Annotated in this window: 18 protein-coding genes; 7 read left to right on the top strand and 11 right to left on the bottom strand. The window is 71.4% G+C overall.

Translation table 11 applies throughout. The features are described 5' to 3' along the window. Positions 1–6 precede the first annotated feature (6 nt). Positions 7–1,572 carry a glycoside hydrolase family 10 protein gene (locus HHX35_RS12030; protein ID WP_182898885.1) on the bottom strand — a complete coding sequence of 522 codons (1,566 nt, stop codon included), beginning with the start codon at positions 1,570–1,572 and terminating at the stop codon, positions 7–9. Positions 1,573–1,815: 243 nt separating this feature from the next. Here HHX35_RS12030 and HHX35_RS12025 point away from each other — a divergent pair, with 243 nt between their 5' ends. After that, complete coding sequence (locus HHX35_RS12025; RefSeq protein WP_182898884.1) at positions 1,816–2,715, top strand: MurR/RpiR family transcriptional regulator; 900 nt, start codon at positions 1,816–1,818, stop codon at positions 2,713–2,715. Positions 2,716–2,833: 118 nt separating this feature from the next. On the opposite strand, the gene murQ is transcribed toward HHX35_RS12025, so the two are convergent. The 6 genes from murQ to HHX35_RS11995 form a co-directional block, all read right to left on the bottom strand. Continuing rightward, on the bottom strand, positions 2,834–3,808 hold the full coding sequence (gene murQ, locus HHX35_RS12020; RefSeq protein ID WP_182898883.1) for an N-acetylmuramic acid 6-phosphate etherase: 975 nt from the start codon (positions 3,806–3,808) through the stop codon (positions 2,834–2,836). Positions 3,809–3,874: 66 nt separating this feature from the next. Further along, the gene (locus HHX35_RS12015) at positions 3,875–4,879 is read right to left on the bottom strand and encodes an ABC transporter ATP-binding protein (protein WP_182898882.1); all 1,005 of its coding nucleotides are present in this window, start codon (positions 4,877–4,879) and stop codon (positions 3,875–3,877) included. Next, positions 4,876–5,907: an ABC transporter ATP-binding protein gene (locus HHX35_RS12010; protein ID WP_182898881.1), complete on the bottom strand. Its 1,032-nt coding sequence runs from the start codon at positions 5,905–5,907 to the stop codon at positions 4,876–4,878. The genes HHX35_RS12015 and HHX35_RS12010 overlap by 4 nt, the downstream gene beginning before the upstream one ends. 2 nt (positions 5,908–5,909) lie before the next feature. Next, a complete protein-coding gene (locus HHX35_RS12005) occupies positions 5,910–6,818 on the bottom strand; it encodes an ABC transporter permease (RefSeq protein ID WP_139578572.1) in 909 nt (302 codons plus the stop codon). Next, positions 6,815–7,822: an ABC transporter permease gene (locus HHX35_RS12000; protein WP_182898880.1), complete on the bottom strand. Its 1,008-nt coding sequence runs from the start codon at positions 7,820–7,822 to the stop codon at positions 6,815–6,817. The genes HHX35_RS12005 and HHX35_RS12000 overlap by 4 nt, the downstream gene beginning before the upstream one ends. Before the next feature lie 3 nt (positions 7,823–7,825). After that, complete coding sequence (locus HHX35_RS11995) at positions 7,826–9,643, bottom strand: ABC transporter substrate-binding protein (protein WP_182898879.1); 1,818 nt, start codon at positions 9,641–9,643, stop codon at positions 7,826–7,828. Positions 9,644–9,900: 257 nt separating this feature from the next. Between HHX35_RS11995 and HHX35_RS44575 the strand changes: the two genes are divergently transcribed. From HHX35_RS44575 to HHX35_RS11980, 3 genes are read left to right on the top strand one after another with little or no spacing between them, the layout of a single operon-like run. Then, on the top strand, positions 9,901–10,101 hold the full coding sequence (locus HHX35_RS44575; protein ID WP_143737724.1) for a hypothetical protein: 201 nt from the start codon (positions 9,901–9,903) through the stop codon (positions 10,099–10,101). A 2-nt stretch (positions 10,102–10,103) separates the two neighbouring features. Next, positions 10,104–11,174, top strand: a complete 1,071-nt coding sequence (locus HHX35_RS11985; protein WP_182898878.1) for a sulfite exporter TauE/SafE family protein — start codon at positions 10,104–10,106, stop codon at positions 11,172–11,174. A 59-nt stretch (positions 11,175–11,233) separates the two neighbouring features. Continuing rightward, on the top strand, positions 11,234–12,745 hold the full coding sequence (locus tag HHX35_RS11980; protein WP_182898877.1) for a tetratricopeptide repeat protein: 1,512 nt from the start codon (positions 11,234–11,236) through the stop codon (positions 12,743–12,745). A gap of 16 nt (positions 12,746–12,761) precedes the next feature. Here the strand turns inward: HHX35_RS11980 and ald are convergent, their stop codons facing one another. Together ald and HHX35_RS11970 are read right to left on the bottom strand one after the other, a co-directional pair. After that, on the bottom strand, positions 12,762–13,877 hold the full coding sequence (ald, locus tag HHX35_RS11975; RefSeq protein ID WP_182898876.1) for an alanine dehydrogenase: 1,116 nt from the start codon (positions 13,875–13,877) through the stop codon (positions 12,762–12,764). Between the two features lie 67 nt (positions 13,878–13,944). After that, on the bottom strand, positions 13,945–15,327 hold the full coding sequence (locus HHX35_RS11970; RefSeq protein WP_182898875.1) for an aspartate aminotransferase family protein: 1,383 nt from the start codon (positions 15,325–15,327) through the stop codon (positions 13,945–13,947). A gap of 242 nt (positions 15,328–15,569) precedes the next feature. Between HHX35_RS11970 and HHX35_RS11965 the strand changes: the two genes are divergently transcribed. Continuing rightward, positions 15,570–16,922, top strand: a complete 1,353-nt coding sequence (locus HHX35_RS11965; RefSeq protein ID WP_182898874.1) for a M20/M25/M40 family metallo-hydrolase — start codon at positions 15,570–15,572, stop codon at positions 16,920–16,922. Positions 16,923–17,034: 112 nt separating this feature from the next. Here HHX35_RS11965 and HHX35_RS11960 read toward each other — a convergent pair whose 3' ends face one another. Continuing rightward, positions 17,035–18,312: a pectate lyase gene (locus tag HHX35_RS11960; protein ID WP_182898873.1), complete on the bottom strand. Its 1,278-nt coding sequence runs from the start codon at positions 18,310–18,312 to the stop codon at positions 17,035–17,037. Positions 18,313–19,027: 715 nt separating this feature from the next. Here HHX35_RS11960 and HHX35_RS11955 point away from each other — a divergent pair. Next, positions 19,028–19,378, top strand: coding sequence for a carbohydrate-binding protein (locus HHX35_RS11955; protein WP_182898872.1), 351 nt, complete (start codon positions 19,028–19,030; stop codon positions 19,376–19,378). A gap of 17 nt (positions 19,379–19,395) precedes the next feature. Here HHX35_RS11955 and HHX35_RS11950 read toward each other — a convergent pair whose 3' ends face one another. Next, a complete protein-coding gene (locus tag HHX35_RS11950) occupies positions 19,396–21,795 on the bottom strand; it encodes a LuxR C-terminal-related transcriptional regulator (protein ID WP_182898871.1) in 2,400 nt (799 codons plus the stop codon). A gap of 218 nt (positions 21,796–22,013) precedes the next feature. Between HHX35_RS11950 and HHX35_RS11945 the strand changes: the two genes are divergently transcribed. After that, positions 22,014–23,501, top strand: coding sequence for an APC family permease (locus tag HHX35_RS11945; RefSeq protein WP_220505268.1), 1,488 nt, complete (start codon positions 22,014–22,016; stop codon positions 23,499–23,501). Positions 23,502–23,572: the final 71 nt, after the last annotated feature.

Raw genomic sequence — 23,572 nt, 5'->3', positions numbered from 1 at the left:
GCCTGCTCAACGCGCCCTGCGTTCGTGGCTCGGCTCGCTCTGCCGGGACGCCCGGTCGACCGCCGTGACGTGGTAGCGGTGGCCGGGCGCACCGTCCGGGTCGATCCAGCGGACGTGCCTGCCCGCCGGGACGACCGCGACCAGGTGCGCCGCGTCGGTGAAGTCCTGCCGGCGGGCTGGCCGGTCGAACCGGAAGACGGCGAACCGGAACGGGGCGCGCGGTCCCGTGGCCTCGACGTGCAGCTCCACGCCCCCGCTCACGCGCCGGGCCGAGGCGAGCACAGGGCGACGCGGCGGCTCGCCGCCCGCGAGCCTGGGCAGCAGCGGCGCGAGCGCCGGACGCGTGTAGTGCCCGCTCACGACCGCGCCGATCGACCCGAGCCGGTCGTCGCGGACGTCGGCCGCGTTGTACCAGATGTCTCCGCCGACCTCCGGATGGTCGCGGTTGAGCGTGAGGTGCCGGGACAGCTCGTCCGGCTGGGACCACTCGGCGGGCTGCCCGGCCGCCCCCGCCTTGTACGCCGCCTGGCCGATCCACAACTGCACCCCGGTGCCGGCGGCCACGTCGGACCACCAGGGGACGAGCTTGGCGTAGTCGGCGTTCGACTGGCCGATGTACCAGTAGAGCTGCGGCGCGACGTAGTCGAGCCAGCCCTTCTTCACCCAGCCGCGGGTGTCGGCGTGCAGGTTGTCGTACGACTGGCCGCCGCTGGTGTCGGAGCCGAGGGGGTCGGTGGCCTTGTTGCGCCAGATGCCCGACGGGCCGATGCCCCAGATCACCTCGGGCTTGGCCTGCCGTACGCGCTGCTGCATCTCCCGGACCAGCAGGTCGACGTTGTCGCGCCGCCAGGCGGCCAGGTCGGGGAAGCCCGCGCCGTACGCCGCGTAGGCCGCGCTGTCGTCGAACGCCGTCGTGTTGACCGGGTAGAAGTAGTCGTCGAAGTGCACGCCGTCGATGTCGTATCGGGTGACGGCGTCCATCATCGCGTCCTGCACGAACGCCCGGACCTCGGGGATGCCGGGGTTGTAGTAGAGCTTCCCGCCGTACGGGACGATCCACTCGGGATGGCGGCGGCCGGGGTGGTCGGGGTGCAGCTTGGCCGGGTCCGCCTGCATCGACACGCGGTAGGGGTTGAACCAGGCGTGGAACGCCAGGCCCCTCCGGTGGGCCGCCTCGACGGCGAAGCCCAGCGGGTCGTAGCCCGGGTCCTGCCCCTGGACCCCGGTCAGATACTGCGACCACGGCTCGTACGGCGACGGCCAGAAGGCATCGGCGGTCGGCCTGATCTGCACGAACACGGAGTTGAGCCGGCGCGCCACGGCCAGGTCGAGCCAGGCCGTGAACTCGGCCCGCTGCTGCTCGGGCGTCAGTCCGGTCCGTGACGGCCAGTTGATGTTGACGACCGAGGCGATCCACATGCCGCGCATCTGGCGCAGCGGCGGGACGTACCCGGCGGGAGAGGCGGAGAAGGCGGAAGCGGGGGATGCGGCGAGAGCCGGCAGCGGGACGGCCGACGCCGCGGCGGCGAGGGCCAGGCCGCGCAGCACGGCACGCCGGGAGGGGGAGCTCAATCGGACCTCCGAAGGCCGGGGGGATGCGGCGATCACGACACTGGCAGAAACTTACTTTCAGATCAATGCGGATAAAAGAAAGTATCATTGACGTGTAATCTGCCCCAAGAGGTCCTCATGGGAGACGACGGCGGGCGTCCAGGTCACGCCGCATATATCTCGACATGTGGACTTCTGGTCCTTTGTCCCGCACCGGCGGGCGCATGGATCTAAGCTGATCGCGCACAGGAGAGGCTGCAGGTGATGAACGAGAACGAGGGCGCCGCACCGGTCAACCCGATCGCGACGGTGCGTGCGGTGCTGCCCTCGCTCACCCCCGCCGCCCAGACCATCGCGCGCCTCATCCTCGACGACCCCGCCATGGTGGCCCGCAGCACCATCACGGAGATCAGCGCGGTCTCGGGGATCAGCGAGGCGACGATCGTGCGGACCGCGCGGGCGCTGGGGTTCGCCGGCTACTCCCAGCTGCGGTTCGCCCTGGCGGCGGCCGTGGCCAGGGACACCCCCGAGCGGCTCGTGCCCGGCGACCTCGCCCCGGACGACCCCCTGACCGACGTGATCGCCAAAGTCACCCGGGCCGAGTCGCAGGCGCTCGCCGACACGGCGGCCCAGCTCAACCCCGACGGGCTCGGCGCGGTGGTGGACGCCGTCGCCGGCGCCCGCCGCGTGGACGTGTACGGCGTGGGCGCCTCCGGCCTCGTCGCGGCCGACATGGCGCAGAAGCTGATGCGGATCGGGCTGCCCGGCCACTACTTCACCGACGCGCACCTCGCGCTCACCAGCTCCGCGCTGCTCCGCGAAGGAGACGTCGCCGTCGGGGTGAGCTGCACCGGCGAGACGCCCGACGTGCTCGGCCCGGCGCGGGTCGCCCGCAAGGCCGGCGCGACCCTCGTGGCCATCACGAACAACCCGCGCTCGTCGCTGGCCGGGCTCGCCGACCACGTCCTGGTCTCCGCCGGGCGCGAGACGGCGTTCCGGCCGGGCGCGCTGGCCAGCCGGATCAGCCAGTTGCTCATCGTCGACTGCGTCTTCGTCGGCGTCGCGCAGCGCACGTTCGACACCTCCGACGCCGCCTTACGCGCGACCCGCGACGCGCTCGCCGACTACCTCGGCGACGCCCACCGCCGCGCCCGCTCGGCCTGACCCACCCGCAGTAAGCCATCCGTTCCGCCGGTCTCGCGAGGGCGCGGCCGCCTCGAAGCGCCCTCTGCCCCGCCCGGCCGCCCCTCCTTACGGGAAGGCCGGGAAGGACCGGCATCCGTCAGGCGGCGCCTCCGGCGTGGCGGGCGGCCTCCAGCCGGTCGCCGTTGGCCTTCAGCAGCGCACGGGCGCCGTCCGGGCCGAGGTCGCGCTCGACCATCAGCACGGCCACCTTGACGTTCCAGTCCGCCGCCTCCAGCGCGGCCCGCGCGGCGGCCGAACCGGCGCCGGTGATGTCGCCGACGATCCGTGTCGCCCTGTGCGCGAGCTTCTCGTTCACCGCCGAGACCTCGATCATGGCGTTCCCGTACGTCCTGCCGAGCCGGATCATCGCGATCGTGGAGATCATGTTGAGCACGAGCTTCTGGGCGGTCCCCGCCTTGAGCCGGGTCGAGCCGGCCACCACCTCGGGGCCGACGACCACCTCGATCGGATGCTCGGCCCGCTCCGACAGCGGCGACCCCGGGTTGCAGGACAGGCTCACGGTCAGCGCCCCCCGGCGGGCGGCCTCGCCCAGCGCCCCGAGCACGAACGGCGCGCGACCGCTGGCGGAGATCCCCACGAGCGAGTCGAGCGGGCCCAGGCCGCGGCCCGCGACGGCCGCCGCCCCGCCGTCGTGGTCGTCCTCGGCGCCCTCGACCGACCGGGTCAGCGCGGCCTCGCCGCCCGCGATGACGCCCTGTACGAGTTCGGGATCGGTGCCGAAGGTCGGCGGGCATTCCGAGGCGTCGAGGACGCCGAGCCTGCCGGACGTCCCCGCCCCCACGTAGAACAGGCGTCCGCCCCGTGCCATGCGGGCGGCGATCGCGTCGATGGCGGCCGAGACGGCCGGAATGGCCCTGGCCACCGCGCCGGGCACCGTGGCGTCGGCCGCGTTCATCAGGCGGGCGATCTCCTCGGTCGGCAACCGGTCGATCTCGCGGTAACGCGGATCGCTCTGCTCCGTGTAGAGCTCGCTCTGCTCGGTGTCGAGCTCGCTCTGCTCGGTGTCGAGCTCGCCGTGCTCTGTGGACAGGCCCGTCAGTGGGTCAGTCATCTTGTCCCTGTCGTCGGTTTCCAACTCCGGCCTCCCCCGATCGCCGTACGCGTCCGAAACGACTCCTCACCGGCGGCTCGCCGGCACGGCGACCACGCTGCGGCGCTCGGGATGGAAGCAGGCGTGCTCCTGCGGCGTGTCGCCGTCGCGGCCGAGCGCGGGCCGCTCGCGTTCGCACCGCTCGGTCCTGAAGGGGCAGCGCGGTGCGAACAGGCAGCCGTCCGGGTGCTCCTCCGACGCCTCCACCGGCACGACCCGCTGCTCGCCCGGCGACTCCAGGCCGTGCAGCACCGGGATGGCCGACAGCAGCGCCTGCGTGTAGGGATGCACCGGAGCCGAGATGACGGTCTCGACCGGTCCGCGTTCGACGACCTGGCCGCGGTAGATGACGTACAGCTCGCCGTCGGTGCCGATGTAGCGGGCCGTCGCCACGTCGTGCGTGATGAACAGCACGCTCACTCCGAGCCGCTCGCGCAGGTCCTTCAGCAGCGCGAGGATGCCCAGGCGCAGCGACACGTCGATCATGGAGACGGCCTCGTCGGCGACCAGGACCTCGGGATCGACGGTGAGCGCGCGGGCGATCACCACGCGCTGGCGCATGCCGCCGGACAGCTGGTGGGGATAGCGCGGCAGCACGTAGCCCGGGTCGAGCCCGACCAGGCCGAGCAGTTCCCCGGCCCGCTCGTCCGCCCACGAGCGCGGCCGGCCGGTCTGCCTCGCCCGCAGCGCGAGCGGCGCGGCCAGCGCCTGGTGGATCGTGCGCGTCGGGTTCAGCGCGGAGTACGGGTCCTGGTGGATGAGCTGGACCCGGCGGAAGTACGGCTGCCGCCTCCGGTGGCTCAGCGACGACATCGCCACGTCGTCGATGACGATCTCCCCGGAGTCGCAGGTCTCCAGCCCGGCGACGATCCGGCCGAGCGTGGTCTTGCCGCAGCCCGACTCGCCGATGAACGAGACGGCGCCGCCCTTCGGAATGGCGAAGTCCACGCCGCGCAGCGCGGGCACCTCCCGGGCGCCGAGCACGCCGCCGCGCTGCCGGAACGTCTTCGTGATGCCGGTCCCGCCGATCATGCCTGCTCCTCCCCCGTCGCGGCGGCCACGGCCGGTCTGTCCCCGTCGTCGTCCCGTACGGCGTGGCAGGCCGCCGATCCGGAGCCTGAGACGACCACCGGCGGCCGGCCGGTCTCGCACACGTCCATGCGCAGCGGGCAGCGCTCGCGGAACACGCACCCGTCGGCCGGGATGTCGGCCAGCGTCGGCGGGCGGCCCGGCAGGGCGTGCGCCTCGCCGATGTCGCCGACGAGGCGCGGGATGGCCCCGAGCAGCCCCCGCGTGTACGGGTGGCGCGGCTCGGCCAGCACCTCGCGGGTGGGACCCTGCTCGGCCACCCGCCCGCCGTACATGACCGCGAGCCGGTCGGCGACCTCGGCGACCACCCCGAGGTCGTGGGTGATGACGAGCGTGGTGAGGCCGCGCTCGGCGTGCACCTCCCGGACGATGCGCAGGATCGTCGCCTGCGTGATCATGTCGAGGGCGGTCGTGGGCTCGTCCAGCACGACGAGGCGGGCGTTCAGCACCAGGGCCAGCATGATGCCGACCCGCTGGCGCATGCCGCCGGACAGTTCGTGCTGGTAGGAGTCGAGCACCCGGGCGCCGTCCAGGCCCATCCGGCCGAGCAGGTCGCGGGCGTCCGCCAGCAGGCCGCGCGGGTTCTCGACGCCGTGGGAGCGGCCCAGGTCGAGCACCTGTTTGCCGACCGTCTTGAGCGGGTTGAGGGAGTTCTGCGCCGCCTGGAAGACGTACCCGACGTGCCGCCCTCGAGCCCGGCGCAGCCCCTCGCCGCCGAGCGCGACGACGTCGCCGAGGCCGTCGATCTCGACGCTGCCCGCCGCGATCCTGCCGGGCGGCTGGACGGCGTTGAGCAGCGACAGCGCGAGCGTGGACTTGCCGGAGCCCGACTCGCCGACGACGCCGGTGATCGTGCCGGGCGCGAGGTCGAGGTCGACGCCGGACACCGCCGGCAGCTCGCCGGCCGGGGTGCGGTAGACCACGGTCAGCCCGCGGATCCGCACGCCGGGAGGACTCTGCTCGGGAGCCATGCTCACTCCTCCCGCAGCCGGGGGTTGAAGATCTCGTCCATGGCGTCGACGACCAGCACGATGCCGAGCGTGAGCAGCAGGATCGCCAGCAGCGGCGCCAGCAGATACGGCAGCGCCGCCGTCGTGGTCAGCGCGCCGCCGCCGAAGACGGCGAGGTTGAGCATGACGCCCCAGTTGTTCGCCTCGAACGGCAGCACACCCAGGAAGAACAGGCCCACCTGCGCGTAGACCGCGCCGGTCACCGCGATGAGCGCGTTCATCGCGATGTACGGAGCCATGCCGGGCAGCAGCTCCCTGCCGACGATGTGCGTCGTGGACAGGCCGAGCCCCCGTGCGGCCTCGATGAAGCCGCGCTCGCGCAGCGAGAGCGTCTGCGACCGCACGGCCCGGGCCACGCCGCCCCAGCCGAGCAGCCCGAGCACCAGGCCCATCTCGACGGCGCCGGTGAACTTCCACACCGTCGACAGCACCAGCAGCAGCGGCAGCCCAGGGATCGTGAGCTTCATGTCGGTGAACCGCATGAGCACGGTGTCCCAGCGCCCCCGCCGGAACCCGGCGAACAACCCGACACCCGCGCCGACCACGACCGTGATGACGGCCGTCACGACGGCGGTCAGCAGGACGTACCGGGAGCCGGTGACGACGAGGGCGAGCACGTCCGTGCCCTCGAAGTCGGTGCCGAACGGATGCCGCAGGCTCGGCGGGGCGTAGAGCGCGCTCGTGTCGCGGGGCAGAGGGTCGGGGTAGAGCATCGGCCCGAAGATCCCCATGAAGGCGAACACCGCGAGGATGACCGCCCCGGCCATCCGGCTCGGCTTGCGCCGCATGACCCGCCAGACGCCCCGCCAGAAGTTGCGGCGGACCGCCGCGGCGCCCCCCGCCTCCGCCTCCGGCACGATGGTCGCACTCATGCCGTCTCCCCTCCGCTGCGCACCCGGGGGTCGATGACCGTGTAGAGGAGGTCGGCGGCGATGTTCGCGACGACGACCGCCGTCGTGATGAGCAGGAACGCCCCGCCCATCAAGGAGTAGTCGCGGTTGTTGATGCTGTCGATGAGCATCAGCCCCAGGCCCGGGTAGTTGAAGATGCGCTCGATGAAGATCGCGCCGCCGAAGAGCAGGCCCAGCGAGAGCGCCAGGATCGTGAACAGCGGCAGGATCGCGTTGCGCGCCAGGTAACGGAAGACGATCGACCGCTTCATTCCGCGCAGCTCGGCGGCCAGGATGAAGTCGTCGCCGAGCACGGTGACCACGCTCGACTTCATCGCGAGGATCCACCCGCCGTAGCCGGCCAGCGCGTACGTGACGACAGGCAGGGTGGCGTGCTGGACCAGCGAGCCGATGTAGTCGGCGGTGAAGCCGGGGTCGATCATGATGTCGGCCGTCCCCCCGGCGGGAAGGATCGGGACCAGCGTGGTGAAGATCGCCCCCAGCAGCAGCGCCAGCACGTACTGGGGGACACCGTGCAGCAGCGATCCGGAGACCGCGAGGACGTCGCCCAGCACGCCGGTCCGTTTGATCGCCGCATAGACGCCCATGACGACGCCGACGAGGAAGCTCAGCAGCGTCCCGGCGAGCACCGGGATCACGGTCCATTTGGCGGCCGAGAACAGCACGGTGGACACGCCCGCGCCGGGCACGGACAGCGACTGCCCGAGGTCGAGGTGGGCCAGCCCGCCCATGTAATCGAGGTACTGCTCCCAGAGGCCGCCCTTCGGCGTGAAGCCGTACAGCGCCTCGACCGCGCGCTGGGCGGCGTCGGGGGCCATGCCCTGCTCGACGAGCTTCTGGTAGCGGGCCGCGAGCGGGTCACCGGGCACGCTCCTGATGATCAGGAAGCTGATCGTCGTGACGACCAGGATCATGACGAACCCGCGGGCCACATGGCCCGCGAGCCGCCGGAGGAGAACCGCCATGGACTACTGCTTCTTCTTGATCATGCCGAGCTGGATCCAGACGCCGGAGGGCTGGCGCAGCAGGTCGCTGTCGTCTTCGGGGAAGCCGGTGAAGCGGTTGGTGTTGACGAACTGGGTGTTCACGTAGTCCCAGAGCTGGATCACCGGCAGGTCCTGGTTGGCCGCCTTGGCGAGCTTGGCGATGACGGCCTTCTGCTCGTCGCCGCTGACGCTGTTGAGCTGGGCGGTCAGCTCGCCGGGGTTGACCGCGCCGACGCCCTCGACGTCGATCGTCTCGGGGCCGCCCATCCAGTTGCCGTCCTTGCCGGCAGCCGAGTGCTTGACCTTGCCGCCGAGGATGTTCCAGCCGTTGGAGGTGCCGTACAGGCGCTGGAAGATGTTGTACGGCGCGGGGCCGAGCGCGATGAGCCAGAAGCCGAGGTCGTACTTGCCCTCGGCGAGCTCCGACAGATAGAGCGGGTAGTCGGCGGTGGTGACCACCTCGGCGTCCACGCCGGCCGTGGTGAGCTGGCTGGTGATGGCCTTGGCCGCGGAGACCCAGTCGGAGAACGGCGCCGGGATGTGGATGGTCACCTTCCACGGCTTGCCGTCGGCCAGCGTCCACTTGCCGTCCTTCTTCTGGAGACCGGCCTCCGTGAACTCCTTGTCCGCCGTCGCCGGGTCCAGCTTGTACGGCTCCAGCGCGTCGAGCTCGGCGCCGAGCCATTCCCTGGCGGCCTTCTGGTGGATGCCCGAGGTGGTCACGGCCGCCGTGCCGCCCTCGGGAGAGGCGATCTGCGTGACCTCCTCACGGTTGATCAGGTAGGCCAGCCCGCGCCGCACGTGCACGTCGTCGTACGGCTTCTTCGCCTGGTTGAACGCCAGAGCAACGGCCACCGGGGAGTAGCCCTTGATGACCTGGTTGCCGGGCGTCGCCTTGATGCGCGTCATCACGTCGGCGGGCACCGCGGTGAACGGAGCGTTGTCGAGCTTGCCGGAGGTCAGGTAGTTCCAGATCTGCTCGTTCCCGGTGGTGTTGAGCAGCTTGAGCTGGTCGGGCGCGACGTTGGCGGCGTTGTAGAAGTTCTTGTTCTTCACCAGCAACGCCTCCCCGGGGTTCATCCGCTTGAGGACGAACGGCCCGGCCGACACGTCCTGGGCCGGGGCGAACGCGAGCACCTTCTCCGACAGCGCCTTGATCTGCCCGCGCGCCGCCTCCGCCGCCGGGCCGTCGCCGCGGGCGGCCTTGAGCGTGTCCCAGAAGTCGGCGGGGACGACGCTCTGCCACACGTGCTGGGGCACCACGAAGGCGTCCATGACCCCGCGCACGAACGTGACGCTGGGGTTCTTCATGTCCTGGGTGATCTTGATGGTCTTGTCGTCGACGACTTCGACGTCCGAGGCGGCGCCGGCCGCGCCGGGGTCGACCGCGAAGGCGGTGCTGCCCTGGGTGTAGGCCAGCGCGATGGAGAACTTCACGTCATCGGCGGTGACGGGCTTCCCGTCGGACCACTTGTTGCCCGGCTGCAGGTGCAGGGTGATGGAGGAGTTGTCCGGCGCGATGTCCCAGCTCGCCGCGATGCCCGGATAGAACTGGTTCGGGTCGGTGAGGGTGTTCTTCGCCCAGGCGATCCTCATCGCGTTGTAGCCCCAGAACGCGTTGCCCTTGGGGTTCCACGGATTGATCGGCGCGTTGACGTCGAGCGACGGTTTGTTGATGTCGACCGTGGTGTAGACGCCGCCACCGCCGCCTGTGGATTTCCCGTTCGTGCCGCCGCCGCCGCTGCATGCCGCGACGGCCGCGAGGCTGAGCAACGCCGCGACCGCTGTCAGACGTTTCATTGACCGCTCCGGGGGGTTGTTCTGATGCGGATCTTGTCCGGACCTTATGCGGCGGCCCAAGCGTAGGTCAATAATCTGCAAAACTCGTGAGGGTTCTGCAACTTTCCTTCATCCGGATCACGGCGAAACCGAGCGCCGTGATCGCCCACCGGGAGTGGCGGTCTTCTCTCCGGCCGGTCAGCGAACTGTTACTGGTCGCCTCCATGCGATCACATTACGTTGCGAGCAAAAGGCCCCGCCGTACGAGGAGGACTGGCGTGAAGTCCATCGCCCGATTCTGTGGCAACTGCAGCTGCGGCTGCCCCGAGCTGTTCGTGGACGCCTCCGCCCCGGCGGAGCGTCAGGTCGTCATCACCGACGACTTCGGCCAGAAGGTGGAGATGAGCCTCGACCAGCTCGGCTCGCTCGTGGAGGCGGCGAAGACCGGCGCGCTGGACGACCTCGCGCTCACCGGCTGACCGTGAACCCGGCCGCCCTGTTCGCCGGGGGCCTCGCCGCCGGCCTGGCCGCGGGCACAGCGTCGTGCGCTGCGGTCCAGGGCGGTCTCCTCATCGGCCTCGTCTCCCCCTCCGGCAACCGGCATGACCCCGCGCGCGGCCTTCCGCCGGTGGTCGCGTTCCTGACCGGCAGGCTCGCCGCCCACACCGCCCTCGGGGCGCTGCTCGGGCTGGTGGGCGCGGTCGTCCAGGTCGGCCCCCGCACCCGCGCCGCGCTGCTCGTCGCCGCCGGAACCGCGGTGGTCGTCCTCGCCGTACGGATGCTCCGCCGGCGCCGCGAGGCGGGTTGCACGCCGGCGAGGAAGGAGCCCGCCTCGGCAAGCCGCGACCCGAGCGGATGCTCGGGCCCGGACGGCGGGCACGGACGGGATTGCGCGCCACCGGATAGCGCGGCCCTCGGGACCGGTGCCCGTTCCCCGACTCTCGTGCGGGCGGCGGCACTGGGCATGGCCACGATCTTCGTACCCTGCGGCGTCACGATCGGCATGGAGGTCGTGGCCGTCTCCGCGGGGTCGGCGCTCGGGGGCGCGGCCGCGCTCGCGGGGCTCGCCCTCGGCACGGCTCCCGCATTCGCCGCTCTGGGACTGCTGCTGCGCACGCTCGCCGCGACCAGGCTGGCCGCTCTGGCGGGGATCGCGGCCCTGGCCGCCGGGCTCTTCACCGTCGGCTCCGGTCTGCGGCTCGGCGGCTGGTCGCCGGACTTCTCGCTGCCGCAGTTCGGCTCTCCCGCCGCCGCCGCGGGACGCGCCCTCACCGGAGCGGACGGCGTCCAGCGGCTCACCGTCTGGGCGACCCCGGAGGGTTTCCGGCCCGGCATCGCCGTCGCCGTCGCCGGCCGGCCCGTCGAAATCGCCTTCAGGACCGACGACAACCGGGGCTGCACGCGCACGCTCGCCATCGACGACCGCGACGTCGTGCTCCCCGTGACGGGCGAGCGCGTGGTGCGGCTCGCCGCCCATCCGGAGGGACGGCTGCGCTACGCCTGCGGGATGGGAATGTACGTGGGCTTCGTCAGGTTCGAGCGCGTCCCTTGACGCCAAGCTCTTACCAATAACCCTCCGTGACGACTCGGTTACGTGTCACCCTGTCTCCCATGACACTAGTGGGAGCGACGGAGGCGACCGCGTGGCCCGGGATACCGGTCCCGCGTACCCCTGAACCCCTGGACCCGGCCGAGGCGAACCTGGTCGACAGGGCCCGCGACGGCGACCGCGACGCGGCGCACCGGCTGGGCCGGCTGTGCGCGGAGCGCGACGACCGACTGGGCGCCCGGCACTGGTGGGAGCGGGCGGCGCGGGCGGGCAACGTCGACAGCGCCTACAACCTGGGGCTGTGGCACCGCACGCACGGGACGACCGAGGAGGCCATCGGCTGGTTCGAGCTGGCGGCGGCCACCGGCGACACCGACGCGGCGACGAACCTGGCCTCGCTGCTGCTGGAGCGGCGCGGCGACACCGACGGAGCGCGCACGTGGTTCGAGCGGGCGGCCGAGGACGGCTCCCGCCACGCGGCCCGGCGGCTGGCCCTGCTGTGCGAGGACCAGGGCGACGGCATGGGCGCCCGGCGCTGGCACTTCAGGGCGGCCGTGGACGGCGACCTGCGCTCGGCCCACGACCTGGGCTTTCTGGGCTACGCCGCGGGCGACGAGGCCGAGGCGCTGCACTGGTGGGAGTACGCGGCGCGCGGCGGCCACGCGGAGGCCGCCTATCACATGGCCCTGCTCCTGCACGCGGCCCGCGACGAGAAGGGCGCCGAGGCCTTCTACCGGCTCGCCGCCCGCGCCGACCACCCCGGCGCGGCCTTCCGGCTCGGCGACATGGCGCTGTGCCGGGGCGACCTGCCCACGGCGCGCGCCTGCTTCGAGCGGGCCGCGAAGACCGGGCGGCCGGACGCACGGCGGATGGCCGGCCTCGTCTGTGCCCGGATGGACGACAAGGCGGCGACCGCCCACTGGTACGGACGGGCCGCGGCCGACGACCCCGAGGCCGCCTTCCGGTTCGGGCTGCTGCTCGTCGCGGAGCACAACGACCTGAAGGGCGGGCGCCACTGGTTCAGGCGGGCGGCCGAACGCGGGCACCACGGCGCCATGGTCGAGCTGCGGACGCTGCTGCCCCTGCTGGGCGCGTCGCCCGAGGCCGAGGAATGTCTGCTCGACCCGGCCGCGCCGTACTGGAGCCGGCCCGCGGAGCCCGAGCAGGCCGCGCGCGCGGAACTCGCCGTGGCGGCGGCGCGCAGGCGCGGCGACCCGGCGGCGGAGCCCGCGGACCTGGTCGAGATCCTCGGCACGTGGGATCTGGTCACAGGGGGCATGGTCACAGCAGATCTGGTGACAGGGAATACGGTCACCGGGGATCTCGTCGCCGGAGGCCTGTCGAGCGCCGACGTCCCCAGCGGCGCGTTACCCGCCGGGAACGAGGTGGGCCCGGCGGACACCGTGGGATGGCTCGCCAGGGCGAGCGGGCTGCACCGGGCCGCGATCGAGCACCTCGGCCTGGTGCGCGCGACCCTGCTGCGGCCGGGCACGGCCCCGTGGCCCACCCCGGCCGAGGTCGAGCACGTGCTCGGCACCGCGAGGGATCTGCGCAGGCGCCTCGGTCTGCGCTGATCCCCCACGTCTGCGGTCAGGCGGCGAGGATCTCCGCGACCGGCGTGTACCGCAGGTCGTGCGCCGCCGCGACCGGCTCGTTGGTGAGCACGCCGCCGTAGGTGTTGAGGCCCAGGCCGAGCGCCTCGTCGCCGCGCAGCGCGTCCTTCCAGCCCTTGTTTGCGAGCTTCACGGCGTAGGGCAGGGTCGCGTTGGTCAGGGCGTAGGTGGAGGTGTTGGCCACCGAGCCCGGCATGTTCGCCACGCAGTAGAACACCGACTCGTGCACGCGGAACGTCGGCTCGTCGTGCGTGGTCGGGCGGGAGTCCTCGAAGCAGCCGCCCTGGTCGATCGCGATGTCGACGAGCACGGAGCCCGGCTTCATGCGGGAGACCAGCTCGTTGGACACGAGCGTCGGGGCCTTGGCGCCCGGGATGAGCACGGCGCCGATGACCAGGTCGGCCTCGATCACGGCCCGCTCGATCGCGTACGACGTGGAGACCAGCGTCTTCAGCCGGCCCTGGTAGATCGCGTCGATGAAGCGCAGCCGGTCGATGTTGACGTCGAGGATCGTCACGTCGGCGCCCATGCCGACGGCGATCTGCGCCGCGTTCAGGCCGGAGACGCCGCCGCCGATCACGACGACCTTGGCGGGGGCCACGCCGGGCACCCCGCCGGGGAGCACGCCGCGGCCGCCGTTGAAGCGCATCAGGTTGTACGCGCCGACCTGGGGCGCCAGCCGCCCGGCGACCTCCGACATCGGGGCCAGCAGCGGCAGGCCGTTGCCGACCTGGACCGTCTCGTACGCGATGGCGGTGGTGCCGGCCGCGAGCAGCGCGTCGGTGCAGGGCCGGGAGGCGGCCAGGTGGAGGTAGGTGAACAGGATCTGGTCCGCGCGGAGCCGGTGGTACTCCTCCGCGATCGGCTCCTTGACCTTGAGGATCATCTCGGACTCGGCCCACACCTCGTCGGCGCCCTCGACCAGCTTGGCGCCGGCCGCGAGGTACTCCTCGTCGGTGATGTGGGAGCCGAGCCCGGCGCCGCGCTGGACGCTGACCTCGTGGCCGTGACGGACGAGCTCGTGGACGCCGGCCGGAGTGGCGGCGACGCGGTATTCGTGGTTCTTGACCTCGGCGGGCACGCCGATCTTCATGAGTTGTGTCCTTTCAAGCGGTCACTCGTCACGGTCGCCCCCTACCCGGCCGCACGAGCTCCATGGTCTACAGGCGGGCCCACGCCTCGGTGAGCACCGAACGGAGGATCGACTCGATCTCGTCGAACTCCTTGGGGCCGCAGATGAGCGGCGGGGCGAGCTGCACGACCGGGTCCCCGCGGTCGTCCGCCCGGCAGTACAGGCCGGCGTCGAACAGCGCCTTCGAGAGGAAGCCGCGCAGCAGGCGCTCCGACTCCTCCTCGTTGAACGTCTGCTTGGTGGACTTGTCCTTGACCAGCTCGATTCCGTAGAAGTAGCCCGAGCCGCGGACGTCGCCGACGATCGGCAGGTCCAGCAGCCGGTCGAGGGCCGCCTTGAACACCGGCTCGTTGGCCGTGACGTGCTCGAGCAGACCCTCGCTCTCGAAGATGTCGAGGTTGGCCAGGGCGACGGCGGCCGACACCGGGTGGCCGCCGAAGGTGTAGCCGTGCGCGAAGGTCTCGTTGCCGTGCTTGAACGGCTCGAACAGCCGCTCCGAGGCGATCATGGCGCCGATGGGCGAGTAACCGCTGGTCAGGCCCTTCGCACAGGTGATGATGTCCGGCACGTAGTCGAACTTCTGGCCGCCGAACATCGTGCCCAGCCGGCCGAAGGCGCAGATGACCTCGTCCGACACGAGCAGCACGTCGTGGGCGTCGCAGATCTCGCGCAGGCGCTGGAAGTATCCGGGGGGCGGCGGGAAGCAGCCGCCGGCGTTCTGCACCGGCTCGACGAAGACGGCGGCCACGGTGTCCGGGCCCTCCATCTCGATGGCCTTGCCGATCTGGTCGGCGGCCCAGCGGCCGAACGCCTCGGGGTCCTTCTCCAGGCCGGGGAAGCCGGAGATCTCGTCGGCGCGGTAGAGGTTCGTGTTGGGGGCCTTGATCGCGCCGGGCACCAGCGGCTCGAAGACCTGCTTGAGCGCCGGGATGCCGGTGATCGACAGCGCGCCCTGCGGGGTGCCGTGGTAGGCGATGGACCGGCTGACGACCTTGGTCTTCAGCGGCTTGCCCTTGAGCTTGTAGTACTGCTTGGCCAGCTTCCAGGCCGACTCGACGGCCTCGCCGCCGCCGGTGGTGAAGAAGACGCGGTTGAGGTCGCCGGGGGTGAGCTCCGCGAGTCGCGCGGCGAGCTCGGCGGCCTTCGGGTGCGCGTACGACCACAGGGGGAAGAACGCGAGCTCCTGGGCCTGCTTGGCGGCGGCCTCGGCCAGTTCGGCGCGGCCGTGGCCGACCTGGACCACGAACAGTCCGGCCAGCCCGTCGAGGTACCGCTTGCCGTGGATGTCGTAGATGTAGGCGCCCTCGCCGCGCACGATCATGGGCACCTCCCCTCCCTCGTAGGAGGAGTGGCGCGTGAAGTGCATCCAGAGATTGTCGTGTGCGGCCTTGAGAACGTCGGGGCGCGTCATCGCAACCTTCCCTCAGGTGATCCGTCGCTGTTGGACAGTGTGCATGCCACTTCCGCGTTTTGCCAAGTGATTACGTGGCGTCACTGTGAAAGAAGTTCGGATTCCGTGACATCGACATGTAACGGCAACGAAATCCGTCACGGTAGATTGAGGCCGTCCAGACCTGGGAGCTGGGTCCGCCGGACCTGTGGTCAAATGGGGTCCACCAGCCGGGAAGATCCGCGTACATCCGGGAGAACGTCGTGACACCAGAGGAGATCGAGCGCGCCGTCGAGGAGGGCATGCCGCAGACGGTCGAGGACCTCAGGCGCCTGGTCGCCATCCCGTCCGTCGCGTTCCCCGGCCACTCCGAGGCCCCGGTCCTGGAGGCCGCGGCCCTTGTGGAGCGGCTGCTGCGCGCCGCCGGTCTCCCGCACGTCCGGCAGATCCCCATCGAGGGCAGCTTCCCCGCCGTGTTCGCCGAGGCGCCCGCCCCCGACGGGGCTCCGACCGTGCTGCTCTACGCGCACTACGACGTGCAGCCCTCCGGCGACCTCGCCCTCTGGCGCACTCCGCCGTTCGAGCCCACGGTCGCCGACGGCATCATGTACGGCCGGGGTGCGGCCGACGACAAGAGCGGCGTCCTCACCCACGTGGCCGCGCTGCGCGCCTTCAACGGCCGGTTCCCGGTCGGTGTCAAGGTCATCATCGAGGGCCAGGAGGAGTACGCCGGCGAGCGCCTGGAGGCGTTCGTCGAGGCCAACCCCGACCTGCTGCGCGCCGACGCCATGGTCATCGCCGACGTGGGCAACCCCGAGGTGGGCGACCCCGCGATCACCACGTCGCTGCGCGGCATGGCCGCGTTCACCGTGGAGGTCCGCACGCTGGCCGAGGCCGTGCACAGCGGCGCGTTCGGCGGCGCCGCGCCCGACGCGCTGGCCGCGCTCATGCGCATGCTGACCGCCCTGCACGACGACCAGGGGAACGTACGGGTGCCCGGGCTCGAACCGGGGACCTTCCCCGGCGCGGCGCTCGCCGACGAGGAGTTCCGCGCGCTCGCCGGGGTGCTCGACGGCGTGTCGCTGGTCGGCGACGGCTCGCTCGCCGACCGGCTCTGGGCGTCGTACGCGATCACGGTGACCGGGCTGGACGTGCCGACGGTGACCGGCGCGATCAACGCGGTTCAGGCGGTGGCCCGGGCCCGCGTCACGATCCGCATCCCCGCGAGCGGGGACGCCAGGCAGGCGCTGAACGACGTGACGGCCTTCCTGGAGAAGGTCGCGCCGTGGGGGGTCAAGGTCTCCTTCGGCGACTTCGTCAGCGGCTCGGGCTTCCAGATCGAACCGGGCGGCCCCGCCATGAACGCCGCGGAGCGGGCGCTGGAGCGCGCCTTCGGCCGGGCGCCGCGCCAGGTCGGCCAGGGCGGCTCGATCCCACTGGTGGCGGCCCTCGCCCGGCAGTTCCCCAAGGCCGAGATCCTGCTGTACGGCGCCGAGGACGACGGCGCCTCGATCCACGCCCCCAACGAGCGGGTGGTGCTGGAGGAGCTGCGCCGCACCATCACGACCGAGGCCCTGTTCCTCGCCGACTACGGCGGCTGGCACGGCGCGGCCTGACGCCGATCGTTGATGCGGGAAGGCCCGGTGGCTGGGGGGACCACCGGGCCTTCCGTCTTTCTCGCACCGCCGTCACACGTGGCCCCGGGGATCTCGGGGCCGGCCGGCGCGCTTACTGGTAGTGGATGTCGGAGGAGCTGTAGATGCAGTTCGTCCCGTCGGCGCCGCTACCGATCTCGGTCGGCTCGCTGCCCTTCGGCACGCCCTTGTACTTCAGGCACACGATCATCTTGTGGTTGGGGTCGTTCTTGATCGTGATGTTCGAGAAGCGCGCGGTGTCGCCCCAGTTGGTGTTGATGCCCGCGAGCGCCTTGCCGGGGTAGGTCGCCACGATGTTCGACATCTGGACGTGCCGCTGGTAGGAGTTCGTGCAGTTTCCGCAGGCACGGTAGAGCTTCCCGAAGTTGTCCACCTGGAAGTTCTTGATGACCATGGTGCCGGGGCCGTTGTGCTGGAACACCTTGTCGGACGCGCTCTTGGCGCCGCCGCCGTCGATGGTCATGACCTGCGACGACGAGCTGCCCAGCAGGGTCGCGGCGTCCTCGCCGACGTCCTCCCACCAGACGTTCTGCAGGGTGCAGCTACCCAGGCAGTGGATGCCGTCGGCGCCGGGCGAACCGATGACGACGTTCTTGAGCGTCGCGCCGTTGGCCAGCTCGAATATCGGGTCCTGGCTCTCGCTCTGCCCGCCGTCGCCCATGTCGCCGCTGGCGTAGTAGCGCTTCAGGCCGCCGTCCATGGTGCCGGAGACGCTGATCGTACTGGTGACCGCCTGCGAGCCGTTCGGGCTGGGCCAGCCCGACGGCGGCGTCGGGTTGGTGGTCGGGCTCTTCGTCGGCGTGACGGTGGGGGTGGACGACGGCTGGGAACCGGCCGGCTGGAGGGTCCACTGCTTGGTGGAGACCGAGTCGCAGGAGTTCTGCTGCACCAGTGCGCCCGAGGAGGTGGAGTTGTCCTTGGTGTTGAGGCACTTGTCGCTGTTGGCGTTGACGACGCGGTAGTTCGATCCCGAGGCGGTGAGCTCCCAGGTCTGTGACGAGGCGCCGGTGCACGACTCCTGCTGGACGGCCTTGCCCGCGGAGGTGGAGGCTCCGGCGACGCCGGCGCACTTGCCGCTGTTGCCCGCGGTCAGGCGGAAGCCGCTGCCCTGGGCGGACAGGTTCCAGGTCTGGTTGCTCGCGCCGTTGCAGCCGGCGACCGTGAGCTGGACGCCGTCCGAGCCGCTGCTGCCCGGAACGGTGAGGCACAGGCCGCTGGCGCCGTTCACGATCCGGTAGGCGCCCGCGCTCGGCGCCGCGTTGGAGACGCCGGCGAAGACGCCGCCGACCAGGGCGGCGACCCCGACGACGGTGCCGATCACCCCGACTCCGGTTCTGGTACTCCTTCTCAAAGCCGAGCTCCTCGCAGGTCGTGCAGGACCCCTGACCGAGGCGGTGGCCGGCGCCACTTCTGGTCCCGCTGGGGGAATTCATAGATGTGAACAACATCCATGAACCGGAACACGGCCAAAATTACGGACCTCGGGAACCCGGGTCAATGCTCCGTGTCGGCCAGTTGACGACCCGGTCCGGACACTCGCCGATTCGGGCAGGTGAGAGCCGATGCACCCGCCGTCCGCCGGTGAAATTTTCATGAAACACGGACACGCCGGGGAGGCGCTCACTCGTGCGAGCAGCGGTGCCCGGATGACCGCCAGGATCCCCCTGCACGGCGGCCACCAGCTCTGACGAGCCGCTATCGGGTCTACTGCAAAGTTTCTTTACTTATTACGCTCGCGACGCGCTCGTGACGTGGAGCTAGACGTGCGTCATCTGCGCGCGGTCTGCGCCATCGCGGACCCACGGGAGCATCTTCAAGGCCGCCGCCGCGCTGAAGACCTCCCAGCCGTCCCTGACGGCTCAGCTCCGGCGCCAGGCGTTCGCCCGCTGCTACCACTCCGCGTGCGACACCTACCCGTCCAACGTGAACCACCACGGCCCTGGACCGCAACGCCGACGGCATCGCGTATGTGCCGTGGAAGCTCGCGGTCGGGCAGGGCCCGGCGCCCCCGGACGACTACACCGTCTCGGCGGACCCGTCCTCGGCGTCGGTCCAGGCGGCGGCCCATGCCTCGCTCGCCCGCGACGCCGCGGAGGAACGTCCGCAGCAACGGCGCCGGCCTCGATGCGACGTTCGACTTCGTGCTGAACGTCCCGGGCGCGCCGCCCGGCAGTAGCCCGTCCGCCAGCCCGACGACCAGCCCGACCGCCGGACCCGGCGGGACCTGGCAGGCCGGCCGGACGTACACGGCCGGCGACACGGTCACCTACGGCGGCGCGACCTACCGCTGCGTACAAGGGCACACCGCCCAGGTCGGCTGGGAGCCGCCGAACGTCCAGTCCCTGTGGCAGCGCGTCGGCCAGCTCTCGGGAGAGATCTCTTCCCAGCGGCTCCGCCGGGTTCACGACCGCCCCTGACCTGCTTCGCCGTCTCTTCAGTGAGGGCGGGGAGGGGGTGGAGGGTCGTCGTGATCCTGGCGGCTCCGGGCGCCGCCCTTGCGCGCGGTCACCCATGCGGCGATCTGGGTGCGGGAGTTGAAGGCGAGTTTGTTCAGGATGCGCTCGACGTGGCCCTCCGCGGTCCGCTGCGAGATGACCAGGGTCGAGGAGATCTCCCGATTGCTCAGGCCCTGCGCGATCAGTTCGGCGATCTCCCGCTCGCGCGGGGTCAGCGGTGACGGTTCCGGTTCGGCCGGCTCCCGGTGCTCGTCGCGGTCCACGGTTCCGCCCTCGTCCGGCTGCTCGCCGAGCGCCTCGGCGATGGCGTCGTCGAGCGTCAGGCGTTCTCCCTGACGCAGCACGCGGTCGAAGGCGTGGTCGCCCATCTTCGCGCGGAGGGCGCTCACGCACCGCTCATGGAACTCTCTTTGATGCTCTATCCACAGGACGGTCACTCCGGCCGCCCTGCACACCCCCGCCGCGGCGCCGAGCATGCGGACGGCTGCGGCGTGCCGGCCCTCGCGCTGCAGGATCCAGCCGAGCGTCTCCAGCGCGGTCCCGAGAGCGAGCCGGTCGCCGAAGCCGCGGCCGATCCGCAGACTCTCGCGGGCCAGCCACGCCGCCCGGGCGTTGTCCCCTCGCTGCCATTCGTGCATGGCGAACGTGGTCAGCACCCAGGACCGGATCCAGCTCTCTCCATGGCTTTCGGCAAGCGCGAGACCGCGCTCGAACAACCGCCCCGCCCGGTCCGAGTCGCCCAGGCAGCCGACCGAGGCCCCGAGCGCGAACAGAGCGGTGACGACGTTGACGGTGTCCCCGGCGGCGGTGAGCCCCTCCACGGCCTCTTCCAGCAGGACGACCGCACGTGCGTTGTCGCCCCTCTGGTGCGCCCCTATGCCCGAGACCAGCGACGCGAAGGCCAGAACTCTCATGTCGCCCAGCTCCTCCGCCAGCGCCCGGCCCTCGCCGACGAGAAGCTCCCCCACTGTGGGATTGTTCTGCATCAACGCCAGATGTGCGCCGGTGCACAGCGCCTCCGCCCGGACGGCGGTCGGCTGCGGGGCCGCCTGCAGGAGCCGGTCGAGCCAGTAACGGCCCTCGCTGTAGAACGCGTTGGGGATCCAGTGGGGATCGAACAGGAGGGTCGCCATGCGCAGCCCGGCCTCCGCCTCGCCGGGCTCGTCCAGGGAGAACTCCATGGCGGCGCGCAGGTGCGCCCGCTCCAGCCGCAGCCGGATGAACCAGGTGGCCTGGGCGGGGCCGAAGTACTCGGCCACCGCCCGCTCGACCAGGCGGAGGTAGTGGTCACGGTGGCGGCGGGCCAGTGAGCGCGGCTCGTCGGGTCCGCCCATCCGGCGTCTGCCGAACTCCCGCAGCGTCTCCAGCATGCGGTAGCGGACCCGGCCCTCGTGTTCCTCGCGCACCAGCAGCGACTTGTCCAGCAGCACGTCGATCAGGTCGAGCACGTCTTCGCGCTCGATGCCGTCGCCGGTGCAGACCGCCTCCACGGCCTCGAGGTCGAAATGGCCTGGGAAGATCGACAGGCGGCTCCACAGCGTCCGCTCGGCCGGTGACAGCAACTGGTAGCTCCACTCCACCAGCGCGTGCAGGGTCCGCTGTCGCGGCGCCGCGGTAGGACTCCCGCTCGTCAGGACGCCATACCGGTCGTCGAGCCGCTCGACCAGCGCGTTCACCGACAGCGCCCGCAGCCGCACGGCGGCGAGCTCGATCGCCAGCGGGATGCCCTCCAGCCGGCGGCACAGCTCGACCACGGCGTCACTGTTGTCCGGGGTCAGGCAGAATCCGGGGACGACGGACGCCGCCCGCTCCAGGAACAGGCGGACTCCGTCGTATAGCTCCAGCGCCTTGTGCGGGAGCGCCTGGTCCGGCTCGGGGAGCGCGAGCGGGGCGACCTTCATCTGGCGCTCGCCCGTGATGCCGAGCGACTGGCGGCTGGTGGCGATGATCCGCAGCTCGGGCACGGCCCGCAGGAGCGGTTCGACGAGCGAAGCGCAGGCGTCCCGCAGGTGCTCGCAGTTGTCGAGCACGATCAGCGTCCGCTGCGCGGACAGCGCCTTGATCAGCGAGCCGAGCGGGGAGGGTCCCGACTGGTCTCCCACGCCCATGGTCGCCGCGACGGTCTCCGCCACCAGCTCCGGGTCGTCGAGGGTGGACAGGTCGACCAGCCAGATCGCGTCGACCGCCCGTTGCTGCTCGGCCGCGGCCCGCAGCGCGAGCCGGGTCTTGCCGACGCCGCCCACTCCCGTGAGGGTCACCAGGCGCGAGACGCTCTGCATCTGGCGAATCTCGTCGAGCTCCCGCCTGCGGCCCACGAAACTCGTCAGATCAGCGGGGAGGTTGCCGACCCGCCGCGCGAGCGACGCCGCGATGACCACCACTTCACACTAGGCGGGACGAATTCCCAGGTCAAAGATGATGACCTCGACCCCGGCCGCCGCACCCGGGCACCTGCCACCGCGTTCGCCGCCCCCCACGTCGGCCGGCGTCGCTCGGTCCTCGTTCGTCTCTGCAAATCTTTGCGCGGCACTGGGGAAAAACCGAAATCAATTCGGTTATGGTCGCGATACCCGCTTCACAGCGCTCCGGAGTCCGCGTGACCGCCCACACTCAGGCGCAGCCTCCTCGCCCGTCGGCCCAGCTCAAAGCCGGCGCGCTCGGTGCGACGGGCATCATGTTCATGGTCGTCGCCGCGGCGGCGCCGCTGACGGTTCTGGCCGGCGTCGCACCGCTGGCGATCTCGATCGGAGGTATCGGCGCCCCGGCCGGCTACCTCGCCGCCGGTGTCGTGCTGACGATCTTCGCGGCCGGCTTCACGGCGATGAATCGGCACACCCGAGGCGCCGGCGCCTTCTACACGTACATCACGCTCGGGCTCGGTCGTACGCTCGGCGCGGCGGCCGGCATGCTGGCAGTGGTCTCCTACAACGCGTTACAGATCGGCGCCTACGGCCTGCTCGGCACGCAGTCCGCCGCCGCGTTCAACCGGCTCACCGGCCTCACCGCGCCCTGGTGGCTGTTCGCCGGGGTCGGAATCACGCTGGTCTGGACGCTCGGCCGGCGCGGCATCGACGTCGGCGCCAGGGTGCTCGGCGTCCTACTCGTCGCCGAGACGCTGATCCTGATGCTGCTGGCGGCCGCGGTCTTGATACAGGGCGGCAACGGCGGGCTGACCGCGGGGACCTTCTCCGTGGACGCCCTGACGCACCCGGGCATGCTCGCGATCCTCGGCTTCTGCTTCGCCGCGTTCATGGGTTTCGAGTCGACCGCGCTTTACCGCAGCGAGGCGCGTCGGCCGGACCGGGCGATTCCGCGCGCCACGTTCGCGTCGGTCGCGTTCCTCGCACTGTTCTACTGCCTGGTCGCCTGGGCGGTCGTGCAGGCGTTCGGCGACGCCGATGCCGCGGCGGCCGCCGCCGCCGACCCGCCCGGCCTGTTCTTCTCCGCGATGGACAGTTATGTGGGCGGCTGGGCCGGCGATGTCATGTACGTGCTGGTGCTGACCAGCGTGCTGGCCTCGCAGCTGGCGTTCCACAACGCGATCAACCGGTACTCCTTCTCGCTCGCCGGCGACGGACTGCTTCCGCCTGTCCTGGGCCGATCGCATCCGAGGTTCCTATCGCCCGCGAACGCCGGTGCGGTGCAGAGCGTGCTGGCCGCGGTCGTCGTGAGCGCGTTCGCGGTCGCGGGTGCGGATCCCTACCTGCAGCTCATGCTCATGGTGAACACCCCCGGCGTGCTGGGCGTCCTCACCCTGCAGGCGCTGACGTCGGCCGCGGTGCTCGCCTACTTCCTGCGGCGCCGGCGCCTCCGGGGGGCCACGACCGCGTCGACGTTCGCGGCGCTGGCCATGGCGCTGCTCGCCCTCGCGCTGTGGTTCATCGTCGCACAGATCGGCCTGCTGACCGGCGCCGGGACCGCCCAGAACGCGTTCCTGGTCGGCCTGGTGCCGGCAGTGCTGATCGTCGGCATCGGCTGGGCTCTTCACCTGAAAAGGCACCGCCCTGACATCCACGCGCTGATCGGCGGCCAGGACGTCCGCTCCCCTCCGGCACCCGCGCCCGGCGATCCCTCCGGACCGTAACCGTGACCGCGCGGGAGTATCCCGCCGCTCCGGCACATCCCACCCGGCCCTCGGCACCCGCGACGACGTAC

Origin of the sequence: Microbispora sp. H10830, from assembly GCF_014161375.1 — a bacterium.
Taxonomy (GTDB): Bacteria; Actinomycetota; Actinomycetes; order Streptosporangiales; family Streptosporangiaceae; genus Microbispora; species Microbispora catharanthi.
Note: the sequence above shows the minus strand (reverse complement) of the source record. Positions and strands in the feature narration are given on the sequence as shown.

Excerpts from the sequence above, each read along its gene's own strand:
- HHX35_RS12025 (WP_182898884.1), top strand. The coding sequence starts at position 1,816 with ATGAACGAGAACGAGGGCGCCGCACCGGTCAACCCGATCGCGACGGTG.
- HHX35_RS11980 (WP_182898877.1), top strand. The coding sequence starts at position 11,234 with ATGACACTAGTGGGAGCGACGGAGGCGACCGCGTGGCCCGGGATACCG.
- HHX35_RS12000 (WP_182898880.1), bottom strand. The coding sequence starts at position 7,822 with ATGGCGGTTCTCCTCCGGCGGCTCGCGGGCCATGTGGCCCGCGGGTTC.
- HHX35_RS11970 (WP_182898875.1), bottom strand. The coding sequence starts at position 15,327 with ATGACGCGCCCCGACGTTCTCAAGGCCGCACACGACAATCTCTGGATG.
- murQ (WP_182898883.1), bottom strand. The coding sequence starts at position 3,808 with ATGACTGACCCACTGACGGGCCTGTCCACAGAGCACGGCGAGCTCGAC.
- HHX35_RS12005 (WP_139578572.1), bottom strand. The coding sequence starts at position 6,818 with ATGAGTGCGACCATCGTGCCGGAGGCGGAGGCGGGGGGCGCCGCGGCG.
- ald (WP_182898876.1), bottom strand. The coding sequence starts at position 13,877 with ATGAAGATCGGCGTGCCCGCCGAGGTCAAGAACCACGAATACCGCGTC.
- HHX35_RS11955 (WP_182898872.1), top strand. The coding sequence starts at position 19,028 with ATGCCTCGCTCGCCCGCGACGCCGCGGAGGAACGTCCGCAGCAACGGC.
- HHX35_RS12010 (WP_182898881.1), bottom strand. The coding sequence starts at position 5,907 with ATGGCTCCCGAGCAGAGTCCTCCCGGCGTGCGGATCCGCGGGCTGACC.
- HHX35_RS12015 (WP_182898882.1), bottom strand. The coding sequence starts at position 4,879 with ATGATCGGCGGGACCGGCATCACGAAGACGTTCCGGCAGCGCGGCGGC.
- HHX35_RS11995 (WP_182898879.1), bottom strand. The coding sequence starts at position 9,643 with ATGAAACGTCTGACAGCGGTCGCGGCGTTGCTCAGCCTCGCGGCCGTC.